At 39.1% G+C, this 22,089-nt stretch carries 17 protein-coding genes; 3 read left to right on the forward strand and 14 right to left on the reverse strand.

All coding sequences use genetic code 11. The features are described 5' to 3' along the window. Window positions 1–339: 339 nt before the first annotated feature. Window positions 340–2,502, forward strand: coding sequence for a 1,3-beta-galactosyl-N-acetylhexosamine phosphorylase (gene gnpA / locus DWY31_RS05910; RefSeq protein ID WP_118519785.1), 2,163 nt, complete (start codon window positions 340–342; stop codon window positions 2,500–2,502). Between the two features lie 418 nt (window positions 2,503–2,920). On the opposite strand, the gene DWY31_RS05915 is transcribed toward gnpA, so the two are convergent. The 11 genes from DWY31_RS05915 to DWY31_RS05960 all read right to left on the reverse strand — a co-directional run bounded on the left by DWY31_RS05915 (window position 2,921) and on the right by DWY31_RS05960 (window position 16,458). Next, on the reverse strand, window positions 2,921–6,760 hold the full coding sequence (locus tag DWY31_RS05915; protein WP_158575489.1) for a S8 family serine peptidase: 3,840 nt from the start codon (window positions 6,758–6,760) through the stop codon (window positions 2,921–2,923). Between the two features lie 330 nt (window positions 6,761–7,090). Beyond that, window positions 7,091–7,552, reverse strand: coding sequence for a nitroreductase family protein (locus tag DWY31_RS05920; protein ID WP_118519787.1), 462 nt, complete (start codon window positions 7,550–7,552; stop codon window positions 7,091–7,093). A 191-nt stretch (window positions 7,553–7,743) separates the two neighbouring features. Further along, window positions 7,744–7,899: a hypothetical protein gene (locus DWY31_RS13910; RefSeq protein WP_158575490.1), complete on the reverse strand. Its 156-nt coding sequence runs from the start codon at window positions 7,897–7,899 to the stop codon at window positions 7,744–7,746. A gap of 207 nt (window positions 7,900–8,106) precedes the next feature. Next, window positions 8,107–8,556 (reverse strand): D-ribose pyranase, encoded by a 450-nt coding sequence (gene rbsD, locus DWY31_RS05925; RefSeq protein ID WP_021859743.1) that lies wholly within the window; start codon window positions 8,554–8,556, stop codon window positions 8,107–8,109. Between the two features lie 12 nt (window positions 8,557–8,568). Then, window positions 8,569–10,038 carry an FGGY-family carbohydrate kinase gene (locus DWY31_RS05930; protein ID WP_158575491.1) on the reverse strand — a complete coding sequence of 490 codons (1,470 nt, stop codon included), beginning with the start codon at window positions 10,036–10,038 and terminating at the stop codon, window positions 8,569–8,571. 21 nt (window positions 10,039–10,059) lie between these two features. Further along, window positions 10,060–11,106 (reverse strand): 2-hydroxyacid dehydrogenase, encoded by a 1,047-nt coding sequence (locus DWY31_RS05935; RefSeq protein WP_021859745.1) that lies wholly within the window; start codon window positions 11,104–11,106, stop codon window positions 10,060–10,062. Beyond that, window positions 11,099–12,289, reverse strand: coding sequence for a zinc-dependent alcohol dehydrogenase (locus tag DWY31_RS05940; protein ID WP_021859746.1), 1,191 nt, complete (start codon window positions 12,287–12,289; stop codon window positions 11,099–11,101). The genes DWY31_RS05935 and DWY31_RS05940 overlap by 8 nt, the downstream gene beginning before the upstream one ends. Before the next feature lie 64 nt (window positions 12,290–12,353). Then, a complete protein-coding gene (locus tag DWY31_RS05945; protein ID WP_118519789.1) occupies window positions 12,354–13,214 on the reverse strand; it encodes a class II fructose-bisphosphate aldolase in 861 nt (286 codons plus the stop codon). A gap of 179 nt (window positions 13,215–13,393) precedes the next feature. Further along, on the reverse strand, window positions 13,394–14,452 hold the full coding sequence (locus tag DWY31_RS05950; protein WP_118519790.1) for a zinc-dependent alcohol dehydrogenase: 1,059 nt from the start codon (window positions 14,450–14,452) through the stop codon (window positions 13,394–13,396). Window positions 14,453–14,472: 20 nt separating this feature from the next. Then, window positions 14,473–15,513 carry an NAD(P)-dependent alcohol dehydrogenase gene (locus DWY31_RS05955; RefSeq protein ID WP_118519791.1) on the reverse strand — a complete coding sequence of 347 codons (1,041 nt, stop codon included), beginning with the start codon at window positions 15,511–15,513 and terminating at the stop codon, window positions 14,473–14,475. Between the two features lie 3 nt (window positions 15,514–15,516). Continuing rightward, the gene (locus DWY31_RS05960; protein WP_021859750.1) at window positions 15,517–16,458 is read right to left on the reverse strand and encodes a carbohydrate kinase family protein; all 942 of its coding nucleotides are present in this window, start codon (window positions 16,456–16,458) and stop codon (window positions 15,517–15,519) included. Between the two features lie 116 nt (window positions 16,459–16,574). On the opposite strand from DWY31_RS05960, the gene DWY31_RS05965 reads away from it, so the two are divergent. Beyond that, window positions 16,575–17,792 (forward strand): ROK family transcriptional regulator, encoded by a 1,218-nt coding sequence (locus DWY31_RS05965; RefSeq protein ID WP_021859751.1) that lies wholly within the window; start codon window positions 16,575–16,577, stop codon window positions 17,790–17,792. A gap of 57 nt (window positions 17,793–17,849) precedes the next feature. On the opposite strand, the gene DWY31_RS05970 is transcribed toward DWY31_RS05965, so the two are convergent. Genes DWY31_RS05970 through DWY31_RS05980 form a run of 3 tightly spaced genes read right to left on the reverse strand, consistent with a single transcriptional unit; the run spans window position 17,850 to window position 20,306 of the window. Further along, complete coding sequence (locus DWY31_RS05970; protein WP_118519792.1) at window positions 17,850–18,794, reverse strand: aldo/keto reductase; 945 nt, start codon at window positions 18,792–18,794, stop codon at window positions 17,850–17,852. Window positions 18,795–18,819: 25 nt separating this feature from the next. Further along, window positions 18,820–19,251, reverse strand: a complete 432-nt coding sequence (gene rbsD, locus DWY31_RS05975; RefSeq protein WP_021859753.1) for a D-ribose pyranase — start codon at window positions 19,249–19,251, stop codon at window positions 18,820–18,822. 29 nt (window positions 19,252–19,280) lie between these two features. Further along, window positions 19,281–20,306: an alcohol dehydrogenase catalytic domain-containing protein gene (locus DWY31_RS05980; protein ID WP_158575492.1), complete on the reverse strand. Its 1,026-nt coding sequence runs from the start codon at window positions 20,304–20,306 to the stop codon at window positions 19,281–19,283. A gap of 273 nt (window positions 20,307–20,579) precedes the next feature. Here DWY31_RS05980 and DWY31_RS05985 point away from each other — a divergent pair, with 273 nt between their 5' ends. Continuing rightward, window positions 20,580–21,953 carry an MFS transporter gene (locus DWY31_RS05985; protein WP_118519794.1) on the forward strand — a complete coding sequence of 458 codons (1,374 nt, stop codon included), beginning with the start codon at window positions 20,580–20,582 and terminating at the stop codon, window positions 21,951–21,953. Window positions 21,954–22,089 lie beyond the last annotated feature (136 nt).

Genomic DNA, 22,089 nt, shown 5'->3' on the forward strand with positions numbered 1-22,089 from the left:
CAATATCAAAAAATCTGATACTATTTCTTATCATAACGAAACGCGCAAAAAAAAGCAATCCCACAACTTGTTTTCCCTACTATTGCGTCCGGGAAATCTGTGGTATACTGATGATATCAGGGTAAAAAAGTCATACGACCACATGAGCTTGCTCATAAGTGGATGTATGACTTTGGAACCCGCCCCGACATGAGCATAAAAGCGGGATTTTAATCCTGCGATATGCGAATGGTGGGGATAGATTGTGAGAGTGCGTAGCACGGAGCAATCTATAGATATCATAGCCGAGAGTTTTAACTATAACATTACCATATTACGCAATATAAGGGGAGATATATTATGTCAAGAACCAGAGGCAGAGTGACTCTGCCAGTCCAATCTATTTTTTCAGAAGATGCGAAAACATTCACCGAGCGTTGGGGCGCTGATGTGCTTCGTCTTGATGGAAACAAAACACCGGATGAGCACTCCAAATCTCTGGATGTTAAGATCTGTACAACATACACACCCGTAAAAGGTGACAACGATTTCGCCATGGAGCATATGGATGAATGCCAGCAGGTACTTCTGATGTCCAGACATTTTCTGGCAAAAAATACAACTTTAACAATTGATTTTCTGGACGGATTTTACCGCGAACAATTCGTTGCCGATTATATCCACGATCCGAAGAGATGGTGGGAAGTCATCGACCGCACAGCCGGCAAGACCGTTCCTTCCCACAAATGGGAATACGACCGCATACATGACAATCTGACGATCACAGATGCCATTCCATTTCACGAATATACGGTATCTTTCTTCGTCTTTATCATATGGGATCCAACGCAGATGTACGAGCTTCTCTCAGACGATCTGACAAATGAGCCGCATCACATTCCGATCGATGTGCGCCAGCCACTCTCAGCAGCTTATTCCAAAGAACGTTTGAAGAAATGGCTCAGCGAACATTCTCATACAGATATTGTGCGTTTTACTTCTTTCTTCTATCATTATATTTTGATTTTCAACGAAGAAGCAAACGAACAGTATACGAACTGGTTCGGCTATGGCACTACGGTTTCCACACAGGCGCTGGAAACTTTCGAGCAGGAATACGGATATGCCCTGAAGCCGGAAGATCTGGTCGATAACGGATATTTCAATTCTACTTTCCGCGTGCCGACCAAGGCTTACCGGGATTACACTCATTTTATCCAGAGATTCGTATCCCGCCGTGCAAAAGAACTGGTGGACATGGTACATGCAGCTGGCAAACAGGCTTCCATGTTCTTCGGTGAGAGCTGGATCGGAACAGAGCCTTACGGCCCATATTTTCAGGATATCAGCGTAGACTGCATTTCCGGAAATGTATATAACGGAACAACGCTCCGGATGCTCTCTGATATTCCGGGTATCCATGACACAGAGGGACGGCTTCTTCCATATCTGTCCGAAGAGACATTTGAAGATGAGAACGATGCATGTATCACGGCTTCTGCAAACTGGATCGCAGCAAGACGTGCCATGATGCGAAGCCCGCTGGACCGCCTTACTTTTGACGGTGATCCGGGAACTGCCTCATCTTCAACCACTTTTGTAAACTACATTGAGAAAATAACCGACGAATACCGTACCATTTACGACAATGTAAAGGGACGCAAGCCATACAGTGGACTGAAAGTTGCCGTCCTTAATTCCTGGGGTACACTTCGTTCCTGGCAGGCGTACACTGTTCTTCCGGGACGAAGTTACAAGAAAACCAATCCTTATTTCGGTATTCTAGAAGCACTCAGCGGTTCGCCTGTCGATGTATGCTTTTTAAGTTTTGCGGATATCCGCAGGGACGGTGTGCCGGATGATGTTGATGTGATCATCAATGCCGGAGATGCTGGAACTGCTTTTTCCGGTGGAAGAGAATGGCTGGATGCAGACCTCGTTACGATCATACGAAAATGGGTTTATGACGGCGGCGGATTTATCGGTATCGGAGAACCATCGGCTGTTTTACACGGTGGTCGTTTCTTCCAGCTTGCCGATGTACTCGGTGTAGACCGTGAACTTGGCTTCACACTTTCGACTGCCAAATACCACATTGTTCCGAGGCTTGCGCATTTTATTACAGATGAGCACTGGGGAGCTTACCAGCTCGGTGAAGGCACACCGGACGTGTACGCACTTACCGGCAGTACAGAGATCATTGATTATTCCAATGATGAAGTCCACATTGCCGCAAATGCATACGGAGACGGACGCGGTGTATATTTCTCTGCACTCGCTAACGATCCGGACAACACAAGACTTCTTCTGCGCGCCTTATATTACGCTTCCCACAAGGAAGATAATTATTACATCTGGAACGCAGACAATATCAACTGCGAAGTCCACGCTTATCCGGAAAGCGGTAAATACGCAATCCTGAACAACTCCGATTCCCCGCAGACAACCGATGTCTACGACGGAAACGGATCCCGCGAAACCATCAACCTCGAACCACGCGAGATCATGTGGAGAATCATGTGATACCAGAGTACCAGATCTGAGTACACATGAGCTTGCTCAAATGTGGACGAAAGATCTTGGGACTCGCCCCGTCATGAGCAATACAGCAGGATGCTAATCCTGCGTTTTGCGAATGTCGGGTAGGATTGCGAGAGTGCTCTGCACGCAGCAATCCGATGGTATCACATTAACTTCCTCAAACACATCTGCAGGATGCTAATCCTGCGTTTTGCGAATGATGGGGAGGATTGCGAGAGTGCTCTGCACGCAGCAATCCGATGGTATCACATTAACTCCCTCGAGCACATCTGCAGGATGCTAATCCTGCGTTTTGCGAATGAAACTTCATTATATAAAAAGAACAACTGCTCCACGGAAACTCCACAGAGCAGTTGTTCTTTTATTTTAAATTATTGAAATTCAATGAGTACTCCGGCGCCTACTGGATCTTCACTTTGCAAACAACTTTCTTTCCAGAACCATCTGTTGCTTTAACAGTAATCTTCACCGTCTTACCTTTTCCAGCTTTCAGCGCATGCACTACACCTTTAGAAGATACTGTTGCATATCTCTTGTTGCTGGATGTGTAAGATAACTTCTTATTCACCGCACTCTTCGGTGTGACTTTCACCTGAATCTTTGCTTTCTTTCCGGCTTTTAAAGTCAGCTCTTTGTCTTTCAGTGTCAGTTTGGAAACTGCTTTGCCAAAGCTTGCAGAAGCAGTTGTATTTCCAGTCAGGCGGATCGTTTTAGACGTACCGCTTACTTTCTTACCTGCCACTTTGAAAGATTTCACTGCATAACCTTTATTTGCTTTTGCAGTAAGTCTTACTTTATTTCCCGGAAGGATACCTCTGTTCGCTCCGGAAATCTTACCGGCTTTGGATGCCTTTGCAGTTACTTTTACAAGCCCACTGCCGATTGTTGCCTTGTAACCCTGTCCATCTTCGTCAAAGATGTAAAGTGTACTTCCGACAGTGATAGCGTCGTAATCTATGCATTCTTCATCTTCATCATCGTCATAGTCATAATCATAATCCTCATCATAAACATCCAGATTTGTTATCTGATTATATTTCGTAGAATTATAAGTATCTTTTGCTACATTATAAGTAAATGTATCACCTAATCCAACCATAGGATTACCCACATATACAAGTCCTCCCGCACAGATATTTACACTGACATCATACTTTTTAAATGCTTTACTTCCATTTACGACTTTTGTAACAGCTCCATATGTCGATAAGGTCTTCTTGGATGCTGTCCACTTATTTCCACTTAATATCAAATTAACCGGACAAGTCTGTTTTTCATATTCCACACCGTCCTGTTTTTCACCATACCCAAGTGTATAAACCAGTTTTCCACCACTCTGCAATGCTTTTCCACCGGCTCTTCCTTCCGGAAGGGATGGTCCCTGACTCCATTTCTTTGTACCTGGATTATAGATGTAAACTTTCTTGCTACATGCTTTCTGTTGGTAATCATATCCGCCAATAAGATAGATTCTTCCATTATAAGCCGCAAGCGTCCAGTCTTCTGTTTTCATTACTGCTGACGGAAGTGTTCCAATACACTGTACCTTTCCGTTTGAAGTATTAAATGCAAATAATTTATATTCGGAAGAATATGCCGATTCCGTAGTATCGTCATCATCATCGTCGTCATCACCCTCATCTATATCCTCATCTGTACTTCCCTGTACTTCTGAATATGCACCAATGTTGTACAACATTCCATCCGCATAGACAAGATCATTTCCAAATGCAAAATCGTATCTGCCCTGACTGCCTGCCTCTTTCTTGAAATATTTTGTCGGCTTTACAACTGTCAGTGGGTATTCATCCACTTCTTCCGGATCAGACTGGTCTAATATATTGATGCTGTCTGAACTAGAATCAGCCATGTAAATATTTCGACCATCTGTTGCCATATTAGATGAACTTTCTACTTCCAGACCTTTTACTTTTTTGTAAGAAGATTTTCCGTCTACCAGATAAATATTCTTCTTTGTTGCCGTCCTTCCATTCCCTGTAACCGCAATAGATGCCACTCGATTCAGCCATGCTTTTCCATCAATAACTACCTGTTTTTCTGTTTTCTTTACAATCTTTGCTGCTTTTGCAGTCGTGCTGCCTTTTTCGGTTACATTTACGCTCAGATCTGTTGCATCCAGCCCACTTCCATTAATCGTAATCTGTCCGTTACTCTGATTTACTTTCACAGTACTGATTCTTGGCGCATTTGCTACTTTTTGTGTATAATCCAACGCGCCTCCGGTTGCTACCTTTCCTTCCAGTACATCTGTTCGTTTCACCTGAGATAATACTGCTGAAATACGTTCCAACGCTGTACTCTTTGGATTCTCTGCTGCTTCCAATGCGACTGCTCCTGTAACAAACGGCGTTGCCATAGATGTTCCACTTTCATATTCATATTTGCCAAAATTGGAAGAAGCAACATTTTCTTTGCTGAGTCCCAGATCATCCAATGTAATTGTATAATCTCCTTTTGCCTCTGCCATAAGTGACAGGAAGATAGAGCGTTCTCCGGTCTTCGGGTTCTTTTCTTCCTGTGGCACTTCCAGATGTACCCAATCTTCCATTTCTCCACTTATCTCATATCCGTTATAATTATATGCAATATCCCAATTTTCATCTATCAAATCATCTGTACTTTCTGGCAAATCACGATCAGCCGCACATTCTCCAATAATAAGTACACTTCCGCTGGAAATCATAGAAGCAGTTGATTTTGGACCACTCACCTTCGTCATTGCACTAAATTCAGGAAATTCTTTTGTTCCTTCACTTACTGTATATGGAATCCGAACAGAAATCGTCTCACCTGCGCTGACCCCTTTCAGAGAAATTTTCAAAGATTTTCCATCTGCATCCCCAAAGTTGTCATCGCTTAACTCGGCTTTGTAATTAGATTCTTTTCCTTCAGTTGTACTTGTAATTCTAATATTCTCCGGATTCCATTCTGCCCAGCTGCTCTCTCCATTAAAATCCGCAAGTTTCTGCGTTACTTCTTTCTGTTTTTCTGCAGAATAAATGGATGGATTATAACAATCCTCTGCATATGTAGAGAGAATATCACTTCCTGGAGCTGCAATATCCACTTTCTCTTTTCCATAGTTCGAATAATTGCTGAGCTCACCCTTTTCATTTGTAGCAGCTACACTGATCTTATAAGCGCAATCATCGTTTGCCGGATAAATAGCCGTTTCATCATTATCTGCCGACTCATTTCCTGCTGCACATACAGATACCGCGCCCTTTGCTCCAACCAGATCCATCAGTTTCTTAAAAATGGCGCTCTTTCCTTCTCCGCCCCAAGAATCGTTGATTGCCGCAACATTTACTCCCAGGTTTATAGCTTTGTTAATATAATTATAAGCATCAATCAAATCACTATCGGAACCACTGCCTCTTTCATCTAATGCTTTCAGTGCCATAATCTTCACATTGTGGTTCATACCACTGACACCGACACCATTATCGCCCTTTGCTCCAATAATTCCGGCGCAGTGTGTTCCGTGTCCTTCATCATCCATCGGATCTGTATCAGCATTCGCAAAGTCATATCCATATTCGCCTCTTAACTTCGGCTGGTATGTATTCTCCCACATATTGTCTTTCAGATCTTCATGTGTATAATCTACACCTGTATCTACAACAGCAACGACAACATCGTCAGAACCTTTGGTCTTTTCCCATTTTTTCTCTATGTTCGTGGCATTTCCTTCCACGCCGCCATTCTGACCCGTATTTTTAAGTCCCCACTGTTTACTGAAATATGAATCATTTGTCAGCGCATGTACACGGTAGTTTGGCTCTGCTATCTGCACATCACTGTCCGCAGATAATTTCTCAATTAACTTCTTCGTGCTTAATGTCTTCGAAGTAACCAATCCGACTGTAAGTGATGTTGTAGTCGCACTTGACTGTGCAGAAGCCGCACTCTGCGTACTTGCCCTTCCCTTTGATTCTTCTGCTGCATCAAAATTCCATACCTTTGACACGCTGATATCGCTTACATTAAGCGCTCTCTGCGCAGCCGCTTTCGTTGAAATCTTGTTGTCCTTATACAAAACCAGCGCCTGTCCTTCTACATAATCGCCTTTATTCGCGCTCTCTTTCTTGCTAATCTTATCTCCGGTCTTAATCTTCTGATACGCACCCGTCCCGGCTGCTTCCGTTGTGATCGTACTGGTCGCCAGAAATGTGGCCACCATCATGAGCGATAACAATTTTACCGTTCTTTTCTTCATATGATTCCTCCTTTTTCTCCCCTCAGGTTCTATTCTCTCCCCCTCAAACGAGTTATTTACACTCATTATACTTTGTTTTATCAGAAAAATCTTCCGTTTTGTGTCTTTTTTGTGAAAATTAAGAATATCTTAACTTTTATCGTTTTATGTATTTGAAACTGTAGAAATAAGTGAGTTCTTATAAAGAATTCTTATTGTGTTCTATAACGGGATGCAAAAGAGAACGGAAAAACAGGGTTTTATCCTAACAACAAAAATGCCTGTATATAACTACAGGCATTCACAACAAATAAAAATGTAGAAAATCAGATATCAATGGCATCCTTTTTCTTACTTATACGTCACCAGTTCATCCAGGCTGATTCGCTCTGTTTTATGACGATCCGGTCCTTTTTCTTCTGTATCCGCATAACCAAGTGCCAGCAGATTGATTGGTTCCAGATTATCCGGAAGTTCGAACTCTTCTCTGACAATCTTTGGATCAAACCTGCATACCCACAAGCTTCCAAGTCCCTGTTCGGTTGCTTCCAGCATCATATGGTCTGTCAGAATCGAAGCATCGATATCTGTCGTCTGCATCTGGTCGTATTTGCGCACCCATGCTTTATCGTGATCGGCGCATACGATAATAACTGTCGGTGCACCATAAAGGCGCGCAGCTTTGTCCAGTTTCGCTCTGCCTTCTTCACTCCGTACCACGATCAGCCGCACCGGCTGCGCATTGGTAGCTGTTGGTGCAACGTGTGCTGCTTTCTTGTCATCCGGAGTATTGTTAAAATCAAATACTGGCATAGCGCTCTCCTTTTATATCTTTGTAAATATTTATATTTCTTTCCTTATGTATTGCCTTTCTTTTATGCATATCCATGCATAATTATAACGTATCTGTCGGAGTGCGTCTACCCTGCTCTTTAAATTTGGCTATATCACTTAGAAGATTTAACAGGATCCTGCTCTCTCTGAGTCTGTCCGTAATCACCTGTTCATGCACCATTTTCCATAAAAAATATACCGGATCTTTTTCTGTTCTTTTTTCCACTTTTAATATGACACATATCCTGCATATCATTAATCAGAAACAAATTCAGATAATCTTTTCGTTCTCCATAGTCTATCATCTGTTTGTCATGTGTTTTCATAAAAATGTCATTCTTTTTCTTTGAAGCGCACTTATTTTATCACTCTTTACTAACGCAAACAACGCTTATATTTATACAGCTATCAGATACCCAAAAAGGCGGTGCCACATAACTGAAGGATTTTATGCTGCATCGCCTTTTTAATATAGAGGGTTCACTATCAATAAGTTTTTATTGGATTTTCATATAAATCAACAATATGATATTTTATAGTTTCAATTCTTCTTCCGAGAAGCTTACATCATATGGATCTCTCTTTGGACCTGCTCCCGATGCCGAAGTAAGCAGGATATTTGATGCCGGCTTCAATTCACCGGTTCGGATAAACAATTTAGCATTTGCCGAAAGTTCTATAAACTCTTCCATGGATACCTCTTTTTTATCCTGTTTCACAAATATCTTCTGCAGCTCATCATAAGTTTCCCGATTATACTCTTTCATAAAATCAAAGATTGTACAATCTTCCACGATCAGCTCATTCAACACTGCTTTTAACACAAGCATGAAAGAGGGTACTCCGGCAATTAATGATACATCCACTACATTCGCATCTTTTGGAACCGGAAATCCGGCATCACAAATCACGAACTGATCCATATGACGAAGTTTTGTTAATTCCATCATCAACTGCACATTAAAAATTCCTGTTTTTTTCATATTTCATCCTTTCTACAACTTTGTATAACCCATTTTTTTGATATATCTTTCATATTTTTCTTCATATCTGGATTTTTCTTTATTTTGTGGTTCAAATATATCTTTCACGCACACCATATGTTCAACCGCTTCATCCAAATTCTTATAAATACCTACTTTTACAGCAGCAAGCACTGCACTTCCAAGAGATGAACACTGAATATTCTTCATTCTTTCAATATTCCTGCCGGAAATGTCTGCACGAAGCTGCATCCACTCATCAGAAACAGCTCCACCACCGCATACTCTTACACTGTTGACTTTTTGTCCTTTGCTCTTTTCACACATATCAATTAATTTTCTGTTTTCAAAAGTAAGTGCTTCTATAATTCCTTTAAAAATATCCGATTTTGTACTGGTCATTCCAAGTCCTTCTATTTTCCCGCGCCCTGCATCAAATGTAGGACAAACGAAAACATTACCTTTTCCATCAAAATTCACATGATCCCAGTAATATTGATAATCCACACTTTCTGCACTTCCGTGAATTACACGCATGAACCATTCTAATGTAGCACCCGCCGTAGGGAACGCTCCAAGAATGCTCATTAAATATTTCAAAGCACCATGAGAAGAACACAATTCTGTTTCCGGCTGTTCTTTTTTTATATTAATCATGTGTTCTGCCGAGTAGCCGACATGATCAAAAGTTCCAATCACATCCCCGATAATATCCATATCCTCATGGATCAGACCCATACCGATCAATGCCATATCACAATCATGTCCACCTGCAATTACCGGAATTTCTTTATTAAATTCCACATTGCCATAATGGTTAATATATCCTACAATGGTATCACTTGGTACAATTTCCGAACCAACTTCCTCTTCTGTCAATCCTAATGTTTTCATAAACGGTTGTGACCATTTCAGCGATGTCAAATTACAGATTTGTTTCCTGACCGCCATTGTATAATCATTCACCGGAGACAAATTCAACCTTCTGAAAATAAATTGCTGCAAAGAATCATATCCGGCAATCTCTCCCTGATTTCTGGCACCATGTTTTTTTATCCAGGCTACTTTGGTCCCATACTTATACGGCATAGAATACCAGTCTCCAATTTCATCAATCTGCTGTTCCTTCGGTATACTTTCATTAATCTCACACATCTCCTGCTCACCGCGAGCGTCCATACACAAGATACAATCATTTAATGCGTTTCCATCACAATCTACCGGAATCAGATTGTCACCGAAAAAGGAAAAAGAAAGTGCCACATATTCTTCGTCCACTCCAAGACTATCCATAACTTTTTTCATACACGAAACCGAATGCATCCATAAATCATTTGTGGATATTTCTGCATATCCCATACCTTTATCTTCCATAGCATATTTTTGAGAAGCTGAATGCACAATGTCGCCAGTAGCTGTATCGATCATATTTACGCGCACATTTGACGTACCATAATCTATAACAATAATTTCTTTCTTCATTCCCTGCATCATCCACCTCCATTAATTTACAACATGCTTCCATTCTCCTGTTTGCAGATAATGCTCCAGTGTATCCATCATGATATCTGCTGTCATCTGGAAAATATCCGCACAATGTCCTGCCATATGGTTGGTAATTGTTACATTATCAAGAGAAAGCAGCAGATTGTCTTCTGACAACGGTTCCTCATGGAATACATCTAAGCCTGCTCCGGCAATTTTATGATTTACAAGTGCATCCATCAAGCATTCTTCTTCAATCAGTCCCGCTCTTGCTGTATTGATCAAAAAGCAGCTCTTCTTCATCTTTGCGAACTGTTCTTTTCCAAGAAGACCTTTACTTTCCTCCGTCAGTCGGTAATGCATAGAAATAACATCTGCCACAGAGCATAACTCATCCAGGCCCACCGGTGTATATCCCATTTCTTTGATTTTTTCATCCGCCATATAAGAATCATATACCAGTACATTTGCCTCAAACGCTTTCATAATCTGCGCGACACGTTTTCCTACTGCACCACATCCAATAATTCCAATATTTTTTCCTTTCAGATTAACCGAATACGGAGCATTCGGGAAATCATTATCGAATATATGCTTCTGCATTCTTTGATGTGATCTTGCAATATTTTTTATTTCAGAAATAATCAATCCTACTGTAAACTCTGATACTGGAACCGCAAGTCTTCCAGGTGCATTTACAACCTTGATTCCTTTTTCTATTGCATTAGGAAGGTTAATATTTTCTACACCACTTCGCATAATGCATGCCGCTTTTAAATGTTTTGCTGAATTAATCGCTGCTGTATTCAATGCGCTGATATGCGAAATCACGATATCTGCATCCTCGATTGCATTAACCAATTCTTTTTCTTCCGGTATTACATCCGGACCATTTTTTTCCATTTGCAGGAAAAATTCAGCAAAATCATCTCCTGTTTCAATATCTTTCTGCACTGTAATATATTTCAATTCAACATCATATTTCTCTTTTAATTTGTCAAAGACATGCATATCATCTGTCCCACGTACAGTAAAGTCCTCAATCACTAATATTTTTTCACTCATTTTTTTCTCCTTCCAACAGACATACGCCCTTAATGTAATCCGGATTTCCCATAAGTTTCATTGTCGGAATAATCTCTTCTAATGTGGTAAATCTATGTGTGATCAATTCATTAAACGGAAGTTCTTTATAACGTTTCAAAAATTCAAACGCACGGTTAAAACATGCCGGTGTATTTGCAACAACACTTGTAATGTGTGCATTTCTTTCAAAAATGACCGCCGGAATATTTACTTCGGAAATAATATGTGCTCCAAAATCAATTGCATTTCCGATCTCAACATAATAGCCACATTTTCTTACCATCTGAAGCGATTCAATGCAGGATGACGGATGATTTGCGCCATTTATTACAATGTGTGCACCACCTTCCGTCACCTTATTTATATATTCGATACGTTCTTGTGATGTCATCTTTGATGTATTGATCGTAAGATCTACATTTGCAATTTTCTTTGCCATTTCTAATTTTTCATCAAAAAAATCTGTAATGATAACCTGTTTTGCTCCCATCTGTTTTAACATCATAGCTACCATAATACTAATTGCCCCGGCACCAACAATCAAACATCTGGATGAAATACTGAAGCCTTCACCGGTTCCGCCTATTGGTGTTAACACCTGCTCAACTGCACGCATAGCTACTGCACATGGATCTAATAATGTTGCTATTTCTGATGGCATATCTTCTGGCACTTTCCATAAATATGTTCCCGGAAAAATATAGCAATATTCTGCGAATCCACCTTTAAAATGTGGCCATATTTCTGCTTTATGGTTTTTAATTTTCGAAGGATCCTGTGCAAAAAACACACCTCCGTAAATAAAATCATCTTCGCAGATTCCACAATAGCCGTCTCCATATGTCATGCATGAATCACATGTTCCACATGTAATATGCGGATAAACAGCAACTCTGTCTCCAACTCTTAATTTTCCGCCATAGCAATGCATATGTTCGTTGGCGTTCTTTCCCATAGCAACAATCCGTCCCATGAATTCATGTCCCTGGACTCCTGCCGGATGTTCATCTTTCATTTTTACGAAATGTTGATCGCTTCCACAAATTGCAAACGCCTCGATCTTAATAACCATTCCATCATCTTTTGGTTCCGGCACGGCATATTCCTGAATATCCATTGTATAATAGCCTGTATTTACAGCAAGCTTTCCTTTTTTTCCCATCACATATACCTCACATCTTATTGTAAATGCTCATCTGTATTTATTGATACATCTGCATATTTTTTTATTTTGTCAATGGTTTTGTTCCGAATATCTCAATATGTTCACTGACAATGTCTTCCGCAGCTTTCTGCCCTACTTCAATGATATCGGTCATTGTAAGCTTATCATGTTCAGCCAGTAATTTTCTTACTGCTTCTGATGCTGCCAGTGTCATCGTTGTAAAGAAATTAATTTTATTTGCACCATGTGCAACTAATTCTTTGTAATCCTTTTCTTTCAGGCCGGAACCTCCATGAATAACAACCGGGATTGGAAGCTCATCGCGAATAGCCTGTAATCTATCCAGATCCAAATGTGGCTCTCCTTTGTACACACCATGTACAGTTCCAATTGCTACAGCAAGGCAATCAACCTGTGTATCCTGATAAAACTGCATAGCTTCTTCTACTGTTGTGAATGCACTTTCATCGGCAATATTACCATCTAACATATTTCCTTCGTGTCCCGATACATGACCAATCTCAGCTTCCACAGTTACTCCTGCTGCGTGAGCCATTTCCACAACTTTCTTTGTAATAGCAACATTTTCTTCATACGGAAGTGCAGAACCATCAAACATTACTGATGTGCATCCCAGATGAATTCCTCTGGCACAATTTTCAAAGGATGGGCTATGATCCAGATGCACTGCAACAGGAACTGAACTCTCTCTGCATCTTGTAACTACATATTCCATGAATCTTTCTGAATCCGGTCCTTCTATACAAGGAGGTACAACCATTAAAATAACCGGCACTCCCTTTTTCTCTGCCGCATTTATAATTGCTTCTGTAAACACACGATCCAAACTGTCAAAAGCTCCTACTGCGTATTTTCCTTCAATAGATTCTTTTAAAACTTCTTTCATTGTAACTAATGGCATCTTTCATTCTCCTTTTCTTTTTTATTATATTAATTCAATTGAATTAATATAATTATCTCTACTTTCATCTTTTTTGTCAATATATTTTTAATCAAAAAGCTGTTTTTAGTTATTTTATACAGATTTTTCCAAAAAAAGGAAGTGCCATCGTAATGCACTTCCTTTAGGATCTTTTTCTTTTACGGTACCAGCACTACTTTTGATGCTTCTTGATTTTTTGTCATGTCAAATCCCTGCTGATATTCTTCCAGTGGAAGAATACATGTAATGATCGGCTTTAAATTTAATTTTTCTGCTTTTGCCAATGCCAATGTATTTCTCCAGGATTCCTGGTTATATCCCATATGTCCGGAAAACCGAATATTTTTGAGCGAGAAACCATCCAAACTGTCTTCATACGTTTTGTTACTCATTCCTATCCGGACAATGCTTCCTTCACTTCTGACAATCTGAATTGCAGCACTTGTTAATGCTGGAACTCCCGCTGCGTCTACTACTAACGCAACTCCGTCTTCTCTCGCTGCTTCTTTTACTTTTTCTACTATATTCTCTTCCTCATCCGATGCGAAAAATTCATCCGCTCCATATTTTCTGGCAATTTTTTCTCTTCTTTTGCGATCCGCTTTCATTCCGACTGCGATAATTTTAGATGCACCCGCAATACTTGCCTGGGCAATCGACATAAGTCCCAGTGCCCCGACTCCAAATACGACAACAATCTCTCCTGATTTCAAATTGCCCTGCTGAACTACTGCATTGTATCCATTTGCTGCCGGATCCATTAATGTAGCTTCTTCAAAGGACAGATTCTCCGGAATTTTCCATAAACAATTTTTATACATTTCCAATAATGAACCAGGAATTTTTACATATTTTGTAAATCCTCCATCCATGGTTATTCCCATAGTCTGTCTCTGTTCGCAGGCAACAAAATTCCCCCTTGCACAGCTCGCACATCTTCCACATGCTCCTCCGGTATTATCCGATACGACACGATCTCCAATTTGCCAGTAATCCTCAACTTCTTTTCCTTTTTCAACAATGATTCCTGCAAATTCATGTCCCATAACCAAAGGCACTTCTCCAATCGGTTCCATTCCCCCATAAAAAAAGTGTAAGTCACTTCCGCAAATACCACATGCTTTTACTTCAATCAAAAGATCTCTTTCTCCTATTTGTGGTTTTTCTACTTCTCTATACTCTACTTTACCACGACCACATAATACTACTGCCTTCATTTACTTCCTCCGTTTAATATTTAAAATTCAATCACAATTTTCAATACTTCCTGTTTATTATGCAGTGCTACATCAAATGCTTTCTGTGCTTCTTCCCAGGAATAGATATCTGTTACGATCTGCTTAACATCAATCCGCCCACTGTTCACACTTTCCAATGCCATTGGATAAATGTTTGCATAACGAAATACATTTAGAATGTCTACTTCTTTTGAATTAATTTCAAAAAAGTCGTAGTCTACCGGCTGATGTACCTGACCAACCATTACAATCTTTCCCCCACATTTTGCAATTTTAGCTGCTGCCTTAGTTGTAACAGGATTTCCTGCTGTTTCAAACACATAAGTTGTTCCCTGTCTGCCTGTCAGACGCATGACTGCTTCTGCCATATCTTCTTTTCCTGAATTAATACAATATTTTGCACCCATTTCCTTCGCTTTTTCCAGACGATTTTCAAACAGATCCATCATTATAATGTTATCAATTCCTCTTGCTTTAAGTGCTAGCAATGTCATTAGCCCTATACAACCTGCTCCCAGGATGGTAACCGTATCTGCAGGCTGTGGATTTGCCCGCTTTACAGCATACATACCAACAGACAATGGTTCAAGAAGCGCACCTTCTACTGTAGAAACATTTTCCGGCAGTTTAAATGCCCAGCTGGCAGGATGCTTAACATATTTACTCATTGCCCCTGATTTAAAAGGCGGAGCAGCCATAAAGTTGACTTCTCTACATAAATTGTAATGTCCACTTTTACAATATTCACATTCGCCACAAGGAATGCCAGGTTCCAGAGCAACCCTGTCTCCGACTTCCAGTGTTGAAACTTCATTTCCTTTATCTACAACCACACCTGCACATTCATGTCCCAATACGATTGGCAGATTGTAATCTAAGGCACCCTGTACCGTATGCTCTTCAAAAAAGACTACATCCGATCCACATATCCCCATACTTTTTATCTCTACCAATACATCTTTTGGTCCGATTTTTGGAATTTCTGTTTCTTTATATTCAAATTTCTGATCTTCTGCCAAATATATTGTTTCATTTTTCATATTCTATTTCTCCCATTCATATCTTTTTAACATATCTGTTAACTGTTTCCGGTTTTTAACACCTGTAGAGGCACCATCATACTGTATTGCAATCGCAGCTGTTGCATTTGCATACTTACAACATTCTTCTAACGAACAGTTTTCTGCTAATCCTGTCATAAATCCTGCCGCAAAATTATCGCCTGCTCCTGTTGTATCTTTTGGTTCTACCAACAATGGTGGTACGATCATACTGCCCTCTTTATTTACAGCCATACAACCTCTTTTTCCAATCTTTATTACAACATTTTTTATTCCCTGATCCAGCAGAATCCGGGCAATTTCGTCTACATCTGTCCTGCCGGTCAGATTTGCTGCTTCATCCTCATTCGGGAAGAAGTAATCTATATATGGCCACACTTCCTTGTATTTCTCCAGCGTACAGCTGCCGTCATTTACCCACATCATATCTGCACATATGATACTGTTATTTTTTTTCGCTTGTTTTACGATCTCCAGTGTATTTTTTTCATCCGATAATGGTGGAAAATACAAACTTCCTAACGATACAATATGTGCGCCTTCTATTTTTTTCGGATTCATATAAAAGTTCAACGAATCACTCAATCCGGATGCCAAGATTCCACGTTCTGCATCTTGAAACACAATCGGAACCGCTATGGAAGTTTTTCCTCCTTCCTGCACCTCAGACAAATGATAATCTACATTTGTCTCACGCATGATACTCTTCAATACTTCTGCTGCACAGTCACTTCCCAACCCGGTATATATTTTTACATTATTTCCAAGTTTTCCCAGTACAACCGCTTCATTAAACGCATCTCCGCCTCCCCAAATGGTTATATTGTCTGCCGGAATATGTTCCTGCGAACGGTCAATCTTATGCATTCCACGGACCAGGACATCTACACAACAAAATCCTACACATATAATACTATTTGACATTTTTACCACCTCTTTATTTTAATTCAATTATACTTTATCCTTTTACATTTCTCTTTACTTAATTTTATTTATTTAATATAATAATAATATAATTATAAAACAAGTGAGGAAATTCTATGAAAAAAAAACATACTCTTTCACAACAACGTGGAAATAACAGCACTGATCTTCTTTTTTATAACAGGAGGTTGATTTTAAAGCTCATACGAAAACATTCAGTCATTTCCCGAATTGAACTTGCTGAACTTAGCGGACTCAAACCTGCCACTATCACGATTATCATCAATGAATTCATCGAGAAAAATCTCGTTGAAGACTGTGGACTCATCGAAGGAAAAAATGGTCGCCGTGTAAAAGGTGTACGTCTGGTTGATTCAAATTATTGTACCATTTCTGTCCGCATTACATCTTCTTATTTTGCTATTGGCATTTTTGATATCAATCTCTCCTGTATAGCAGTCGAAAAGAAAAAATATAAATCATATGACAATTTTTATCAGACACTTGTTGATATTAATAATAAAATAGAAGAATTTTCTATTCTTGCCAATGATTATGAAATACTTGGCATATCTCTTGGTCTGCAAAATGACTTTTTTATGGACTATAGTTCTGATGCAACCTTCTGTATCTTTGGTCCTGATTCGCGGATCGATATTGCCGCTTTCTTTAAAGCATCCTGCCCTTATCCGGTTTATATTGAACGCGCTGTTGATTTTACGGCTTACCATGTTTACACCAAAGATTACATTCATAACATTAACGAAAAAATCGTCCTTACCCTAGACTTCAGTACTTCTGTTGACCTTAGTATTTTACATCATGGCAGCCTCTATCATGGTGCCTATTCATCTGCACATTGTTTCAGCGAAATCTATGTACATGACTCAGAAAATACATTGAAAAACATAGAAGAAGTGCTTTCTATTGATGCTATTATGCAACACGCTATAAACTTACTTCCCGATTATCCAGGCTCTTCTCTTCAGGATCTTTCAGAGTTCACATATCGTAATCTGATCAACGCTTACTCAAACAAGGATCCTCTGGCATTAGTAGTTTATGATCATATTGCCGATATGCTTGCCCAGTTTCTAATTATATTAATGAAGCTTTTCTCTCCGCACAGTATTTTAATCGGAGACGAAATTCCACCTGAAGCAGCCTTCTTAAAAACGGTTACTTCTTATCTGACCAAATATGATACCTTTTCTCTGTATTCTAAAACAGAGATTGTCAATATCACAGGAAGACGTTCCACACAGTTAGACGCTGTTCTTCTTGGTGGAAGCTCTCTGGTGATTGACAACGAGCTTCCAAAGCATATTTTATAAAGTATATTTTAATAGGTAATTGCGCACAACTAAACTGATACGCAATTACCTATCCTTTTATGCACCAAGAGTTTCCTGAATATCCTTCGTAATACTCTCTACATCTTCCTGCTCCAACTTCCATTCAAATGCAGCACAGTTTTCTTCAGCTTCTTTTTTATTACGAACACCCATCAAAATGGTATCCAAGAATCCACTTTGTGTATTCCAGTTAATTGTCACCTGCGAAACCGGCACATTATATTTTTCTGCATATACATCCAGACGTTTTACTAACTGCATTACTTTTGAAAATTTCGGTTCCTTGAAATAATCATAAAAATTCAATCGCATATCATCTTCAGAAAATTTCGGCATTTCCCGAATACTTCCTGTTAAAATTCCGGCTCCAAGGGATCCATAAGACATTGTCCCGATATTATTCTTATGTGCCCATGTTAACAGCTCTCTGAAGTCCTGCGCAACCATAGAATACGGATGCTGTAAGACGTCAAATGAAACATATTTTTCACTTTCTAAAACCTCTTCCTTCGAAAAATTAGAAGCTCCGATAAAGCGGATCTTTCCATCCTGTTTTAATTTATTCATTGCATCCATCATTTCCTCAATTGGGGTCACTTCATCCGGCCAGTGAATGAGATACAAATCGATATAATCAGTCTTTAATCTCTGCAATGATTCTTCACAATCCTTAAGAATGGACTTGTAATCTGATCTTTTAAAAGGAACACCTTTTTCATTCCAACCTGTACCGGCTTTTGTCAGCAATACAATATCATCTCTCTTGTCACGGATGACCTCACCAACTATTTTTTCAGATTCTCCTAATCCATAAAACGGTGCTGTATCAATCAGATTTACACCTCTTTCAATCATCGTCTCAATGGCTTCCATGGATTCTTTTTTATTCACATCACCCCATCCGGCACCTCCGATTGCCCAGGTTCCGATTGTAGCTTGTGATACTTTTAATTCCGTTTTTCCAAGCATTGTATATCTCATATCTTTCTTCTCCCTGTATAAGTCTTTAATCTATAGTTACATCCAACGGCTCCCATAATTCATTGATTCCTGATGCAGAATACAAAATCACATTACAACATGGTGTGATTTCTGCTGTCCGTATCACAACTCTTGCACTCTTTGCTTCCTCAAGAAATTCATCTGGATTGGCAAGTACCTTTTCCTGTTTTGCCAATGTATCATTTAATTTATTATAAATTGTCGGATTTGCTTCTGTTAATGGTGCAAACATCATAATTTTTTCTATTGCAACTTCATTTAAAACCGCTTTCATAACATCCATGAATGTTGGAATTCCTTTTACAAGTGTCAAATCCACAACCTCACGACCTTCCGGAATCGGGAAACCCGCATCAGCTATTACTATCTTATCCGTATGGCCAAGCCCTGCCAGTATTCCCATTAATTTCCCATTAATAATTCCTTGCTTTTTCATTTTATCTTACCTCCACACAATTTTCTTTTTTATGGGTGGATCACAATTTTCAGCTGACTTCTGTCATTGATTGTTTTATCTAATGCAATAAAATAATCATCCAACGAATATTCAGAAGTAACTAATGACTTTACATCTACATCTCCGCTGATCATCGCATCCAGCGCACGTCCAAAACAATGTGTCTGTGCTTTTGTTGCATAATATGTAAATTCTCCAAGGAAGAATTCCATCGTATCGATTGGTGCTATTGCGCCTTCGTGTGTAACCGCATATTGCAATAATCTTCCACCTGTTTTCAACAGTTTGAAATCATCTGCAATACTTTGTGCATTTCCTGTTGCATCAATAACTGCATCTACTCCAAGCGGGTACATTTCACGGATTTTTTTGAAATGTTTTAATTCTCCTGATGTATCAGACTGAATTCCGATTGCTCCATGCGCTTCTGCAAGTGCAAGTTTTTCCGGATGTTTATCAATCAAAAAGACCTTGTTAGCGTTTGAATGACATAACATCTGGCTTAAAATCTGTCCGTTTGGTCCACCACCAACAACGACGACAACTTCACCATACTGAACATTTAACCGATCCATTGCATGAATACAGCAAGCTACAGGTTCTGTCATACATGCTGTGTTGAAATCCATATCATCAGGAATTTTAAATATTTTTTCTTTTTTTACAACAACATACTCTGCAAATCCACCATTTATATTATGACCAATTGATCCAAAGTTTTCACAATATAAAGGTTTGTCCTGTTTACAAAAATAGCAGTCATCACACAATTCTGTATTGTCTGCTGTTACTCTGTCTCCTACTTTTAATTTTGTAACATTTTTTCCGACCTCTGTAATAACACCTGCAAATTCATGCCCAGGAATAACCGGGTATGTAGATAAACCAGTTCCATTGTTTGCATGCCCAACTTCGACTCCTTTACAGATACTTGCTGATTTTACTTCAATAATAACCTGATCATCTCCGCATAATGGTTTTGGAATTTCTGTAATTGCTCCTTTTCCAGCTTCCGTATAATATAGTGCTTTCATTTCCATGTCCTCCTTTGTATTGATTATTTTTCTCTGCTTTTTTATTTTAATTCAATTGATTTAATATTATTTTTCCATTTTTCCCTGTTTTTGTCAATATAATTTATATAAAAGAGCTTTTTTTGTTAAATATTCATATATATTCACATCTTTTTTGTTGAATATGTAAATTGTTTTTATTATTTTTATTTGATAAAATTAATACATGCTAATTTAATTCAATTGTTTTAATATTGTTTCTATCAATAATTATACTACTATGGAGGACTAAAAATGAACCCTAATAATTTAAAAAAGAGTTTTATATGGAAACAACGACTCGGATTCGGAATTTGTGACTTTGCATGTAATATTGCATATCTTCTTGTTAATACTTATTTGTTATTCTATTACACAGACATCGCTTCTATTAATGCTGCAAGCATTGGTTTTATGTTTGTTGTAACAAAACTGATTGACGCTGGTACAGACTATATGGTTGGTTCCTTTGTCGACCGTACACATACCAAACTTGGACAATGTCGTCCGTGGATGATTGCCGGTGCTCCTGTTCTAGCTGTTGGAATGGTTTTACTGTTCTGCGTACCTACAGGTTTTTCACCAACAGCAAAACTGGTATATGCATACGCTACTTATATTTTATTCTCTTTTGGATATACATTAGTAAATATTCCTATGAACGCATTATTACCTGCTTTGACACCAGAACCTCTGGAAAGAACCAACATCACGACAACTCGTATGTTAATGGCAAGTCTTGGTTCTTTAGTTTCTGCATCCTTTGTAATTCCTGCAGTTAACTTCTTCAGTGATAACGGAAAAAATATGGCTGTTGGATATCGTTATACAAATATGGTTCTTGCTATTGTTGTAATTGTAATCGTATTTCTTTCTGCAATTAATGTAAAAGAAATTAATCCGGCTCCGGTTGTTGAAAAGAAAACAAGTTTAATTACTGATTTTAAATATGTAATCTCAAACAAACCTTTTATGATTGTTTTCATTGAAACATTCTTATTGTGCGTAGCCTGGCTTGGTGCTTCCGGCGCAATGCAGTATTACTTCACTTATATTGTCGGCGATGTTTCAAAAATGACACTTGCTACTTCGCTTATGACAGTGGGACAGTTCATCTCACAGCTTCTTGCTTCTGTCGCAAACCGTTTTATGAGCAAACGTGATATTATGCAGATTTCCACTGTCTTTATGCTTATCGGATTCATTGGTTTATTATTAGTACATGGAAACCTTGTTCTTATCTATGCCTTTGTATTCTGTGTAGGTTTTGGTTTAGGTGCACGACTCGTTATGGTATTTTCAATGATTGCGGATACAATCGACTATGGCGAGTATCTCCATGGCAAATCCATGTCTGGTACACAAAATGCATTTGCCGGATTTATGAACAAATTCTCCAGTGCTACTGTAAGTGCTCTTACTTCTGCATTACTTGTTTGGGGTCATTACAGTGCCTCTGCTACTACACAGCCGGATTCAGCCATCACAGCTATTCAGTTAGCTTTCTGCGGAGTTCCGTTAATTCTGTGTATTCTTTCTTTAATTTTAATGGCATTTTATAAATTAGATAAAATTTATCCAGAAATTAAGAAAGAAAATGATGCACGTCGTGCAAAAGCAAATAATTAAACTTTGAAATTTTAATATGAAAATCACAACCACCGGCTTAGCCGGTGGTTTGCTTTGACCCTATAAGAGTCTGTTACCAGCACTGGAGTCTAAAGACTCATCGAAATAGATTCCCCAATCGCAACATCATTTACTC

The sequence above is a fragment of the Dorea sp. AF24-7LB genome (assembly GCF_003478575.1).
In the GTDB taxonomy this organism is placed as follows: Bacteria; Bacillota; Clostridia; order Lachnospirales; family Lachnospiraceae; genus Dorea_D; species Dorea_D hominis.

Bases quoted from the DNA above. Each gene is read 5' to 3' on its own strand.
- gnpA (WP_118519785.1), top strand. From the start codon at position 340: ATGTCAAGAACCAGAGGCAGAGTGACTCTGCCAGTCCAATCTATTTTT.
- DWY31_RS05915 (WP_158575489.1), bottom strand. From the start codon at position 6,760: ATGAAGAAAAGAACGGTAAAATTGTTATCGCTCATGATGGTGGCCACA.
- DWY31_RS05920 (WP_118519787.1), bottom strand. From the start codon at position 7,552: ATGCCAGTATTTGATTTTAACAATACTCCGGATGACAAGAAAGCAGCA.
- DWY31_RS13910 (WP_158575490.1), bottom strand. From the start codon at position 7,899: ATGAAAACACATGACAAACAGATGATAGACTATGGAGAACGAAAAGAT.
- rbsD (WP_021859743.1), bottom strand. From the start codon at position 8,556: ATGAAAAAAACAGGAATTTTTAATGTGCAGTTGATGATGGAATTAACA.
- DWY31_RS05930 (WP_158575491.1), bottom strand. From the start codon at position 10,038: ATGAAGAAAGAAATTATTGTTATAGATTATGGTACGTCAAATGTGCGC.
- DWY31_RS05935 (WP_021859745.1), bottom strand. From the start codon at position 11,106: ATGAGTGAAAAAATATTAGTGATTGAGGACTTTACTGTACGTGGGACA.
- DWY31_RS05940 (WP_021859746.1), bottom strand. From the start codon at position 12,289: ATGGGAAAAAAAGGAAAGCTTGCTGTAAATACAGGCTATTATACAATG.
- DWY31_RS05945 (WP_118519789.1), bottom strand. From the start codon at position 13,214: ATGCCATTAGTTACAATGAAAGAAGTTTTAAAAGAATCTATTGAAGGA.
- DWY31_RS05950 (WP_118519790.1), bottom strand. From the start codon at position 14,452: ATGAAGGCAGTAGTATTATGTGGTCGTGGTAAAGTAGAGTATAGAGAA.
- DWY31_RS05955 (WP_118519791.1), bottom strand. From the start codon at position 15,513: ATGAAAAATGAAACAATATATTTGGCAGAAGATCAGAAATTTGAATAT.
- DWY31_RS05960 (WP_021859750.1), bottom strand. From the start codon at position 16,458: ATGTCAAATAGTATTATATGTGTAGGATTTTGTTGTGTAGATGTCCTG.
- DWY31_RS05965 (WP_021859751.1), top strand. From the start codon at position 16,575: ATGAAAAAAAAACATACTCTTTCACAACAACGTGGAAATAACAGCACT.
- DWY31_RS05970 (WP_118519792.1), bottom strand. From the start codon at position 18,794: ATGAGATATACAATGCTTGGAAAAACGGAATTAAAAGTATCACAAGCT.
- rbsD (WP_021859753.1), bottom strand. From the start codon at position 19,251: ATGAAAAAGCAAGGAATTATTAATGGGAAATTAATGGGAATACTGGCA.
- DWY31_RS05980 (WP_158575492.1), bottom strand. From the start codon at position 20,306: ATGAAAGCACTATATTATACGGAAGCTGGAAAAGGAGCAATTACAGAA.
- DWY31_RS05985 (WP_118519794.1), top strand. From the start codon at position 20,580: ATGAACCCTAATAATTTAAAAAAGAGTTTTATATGGAAACAACGACTC.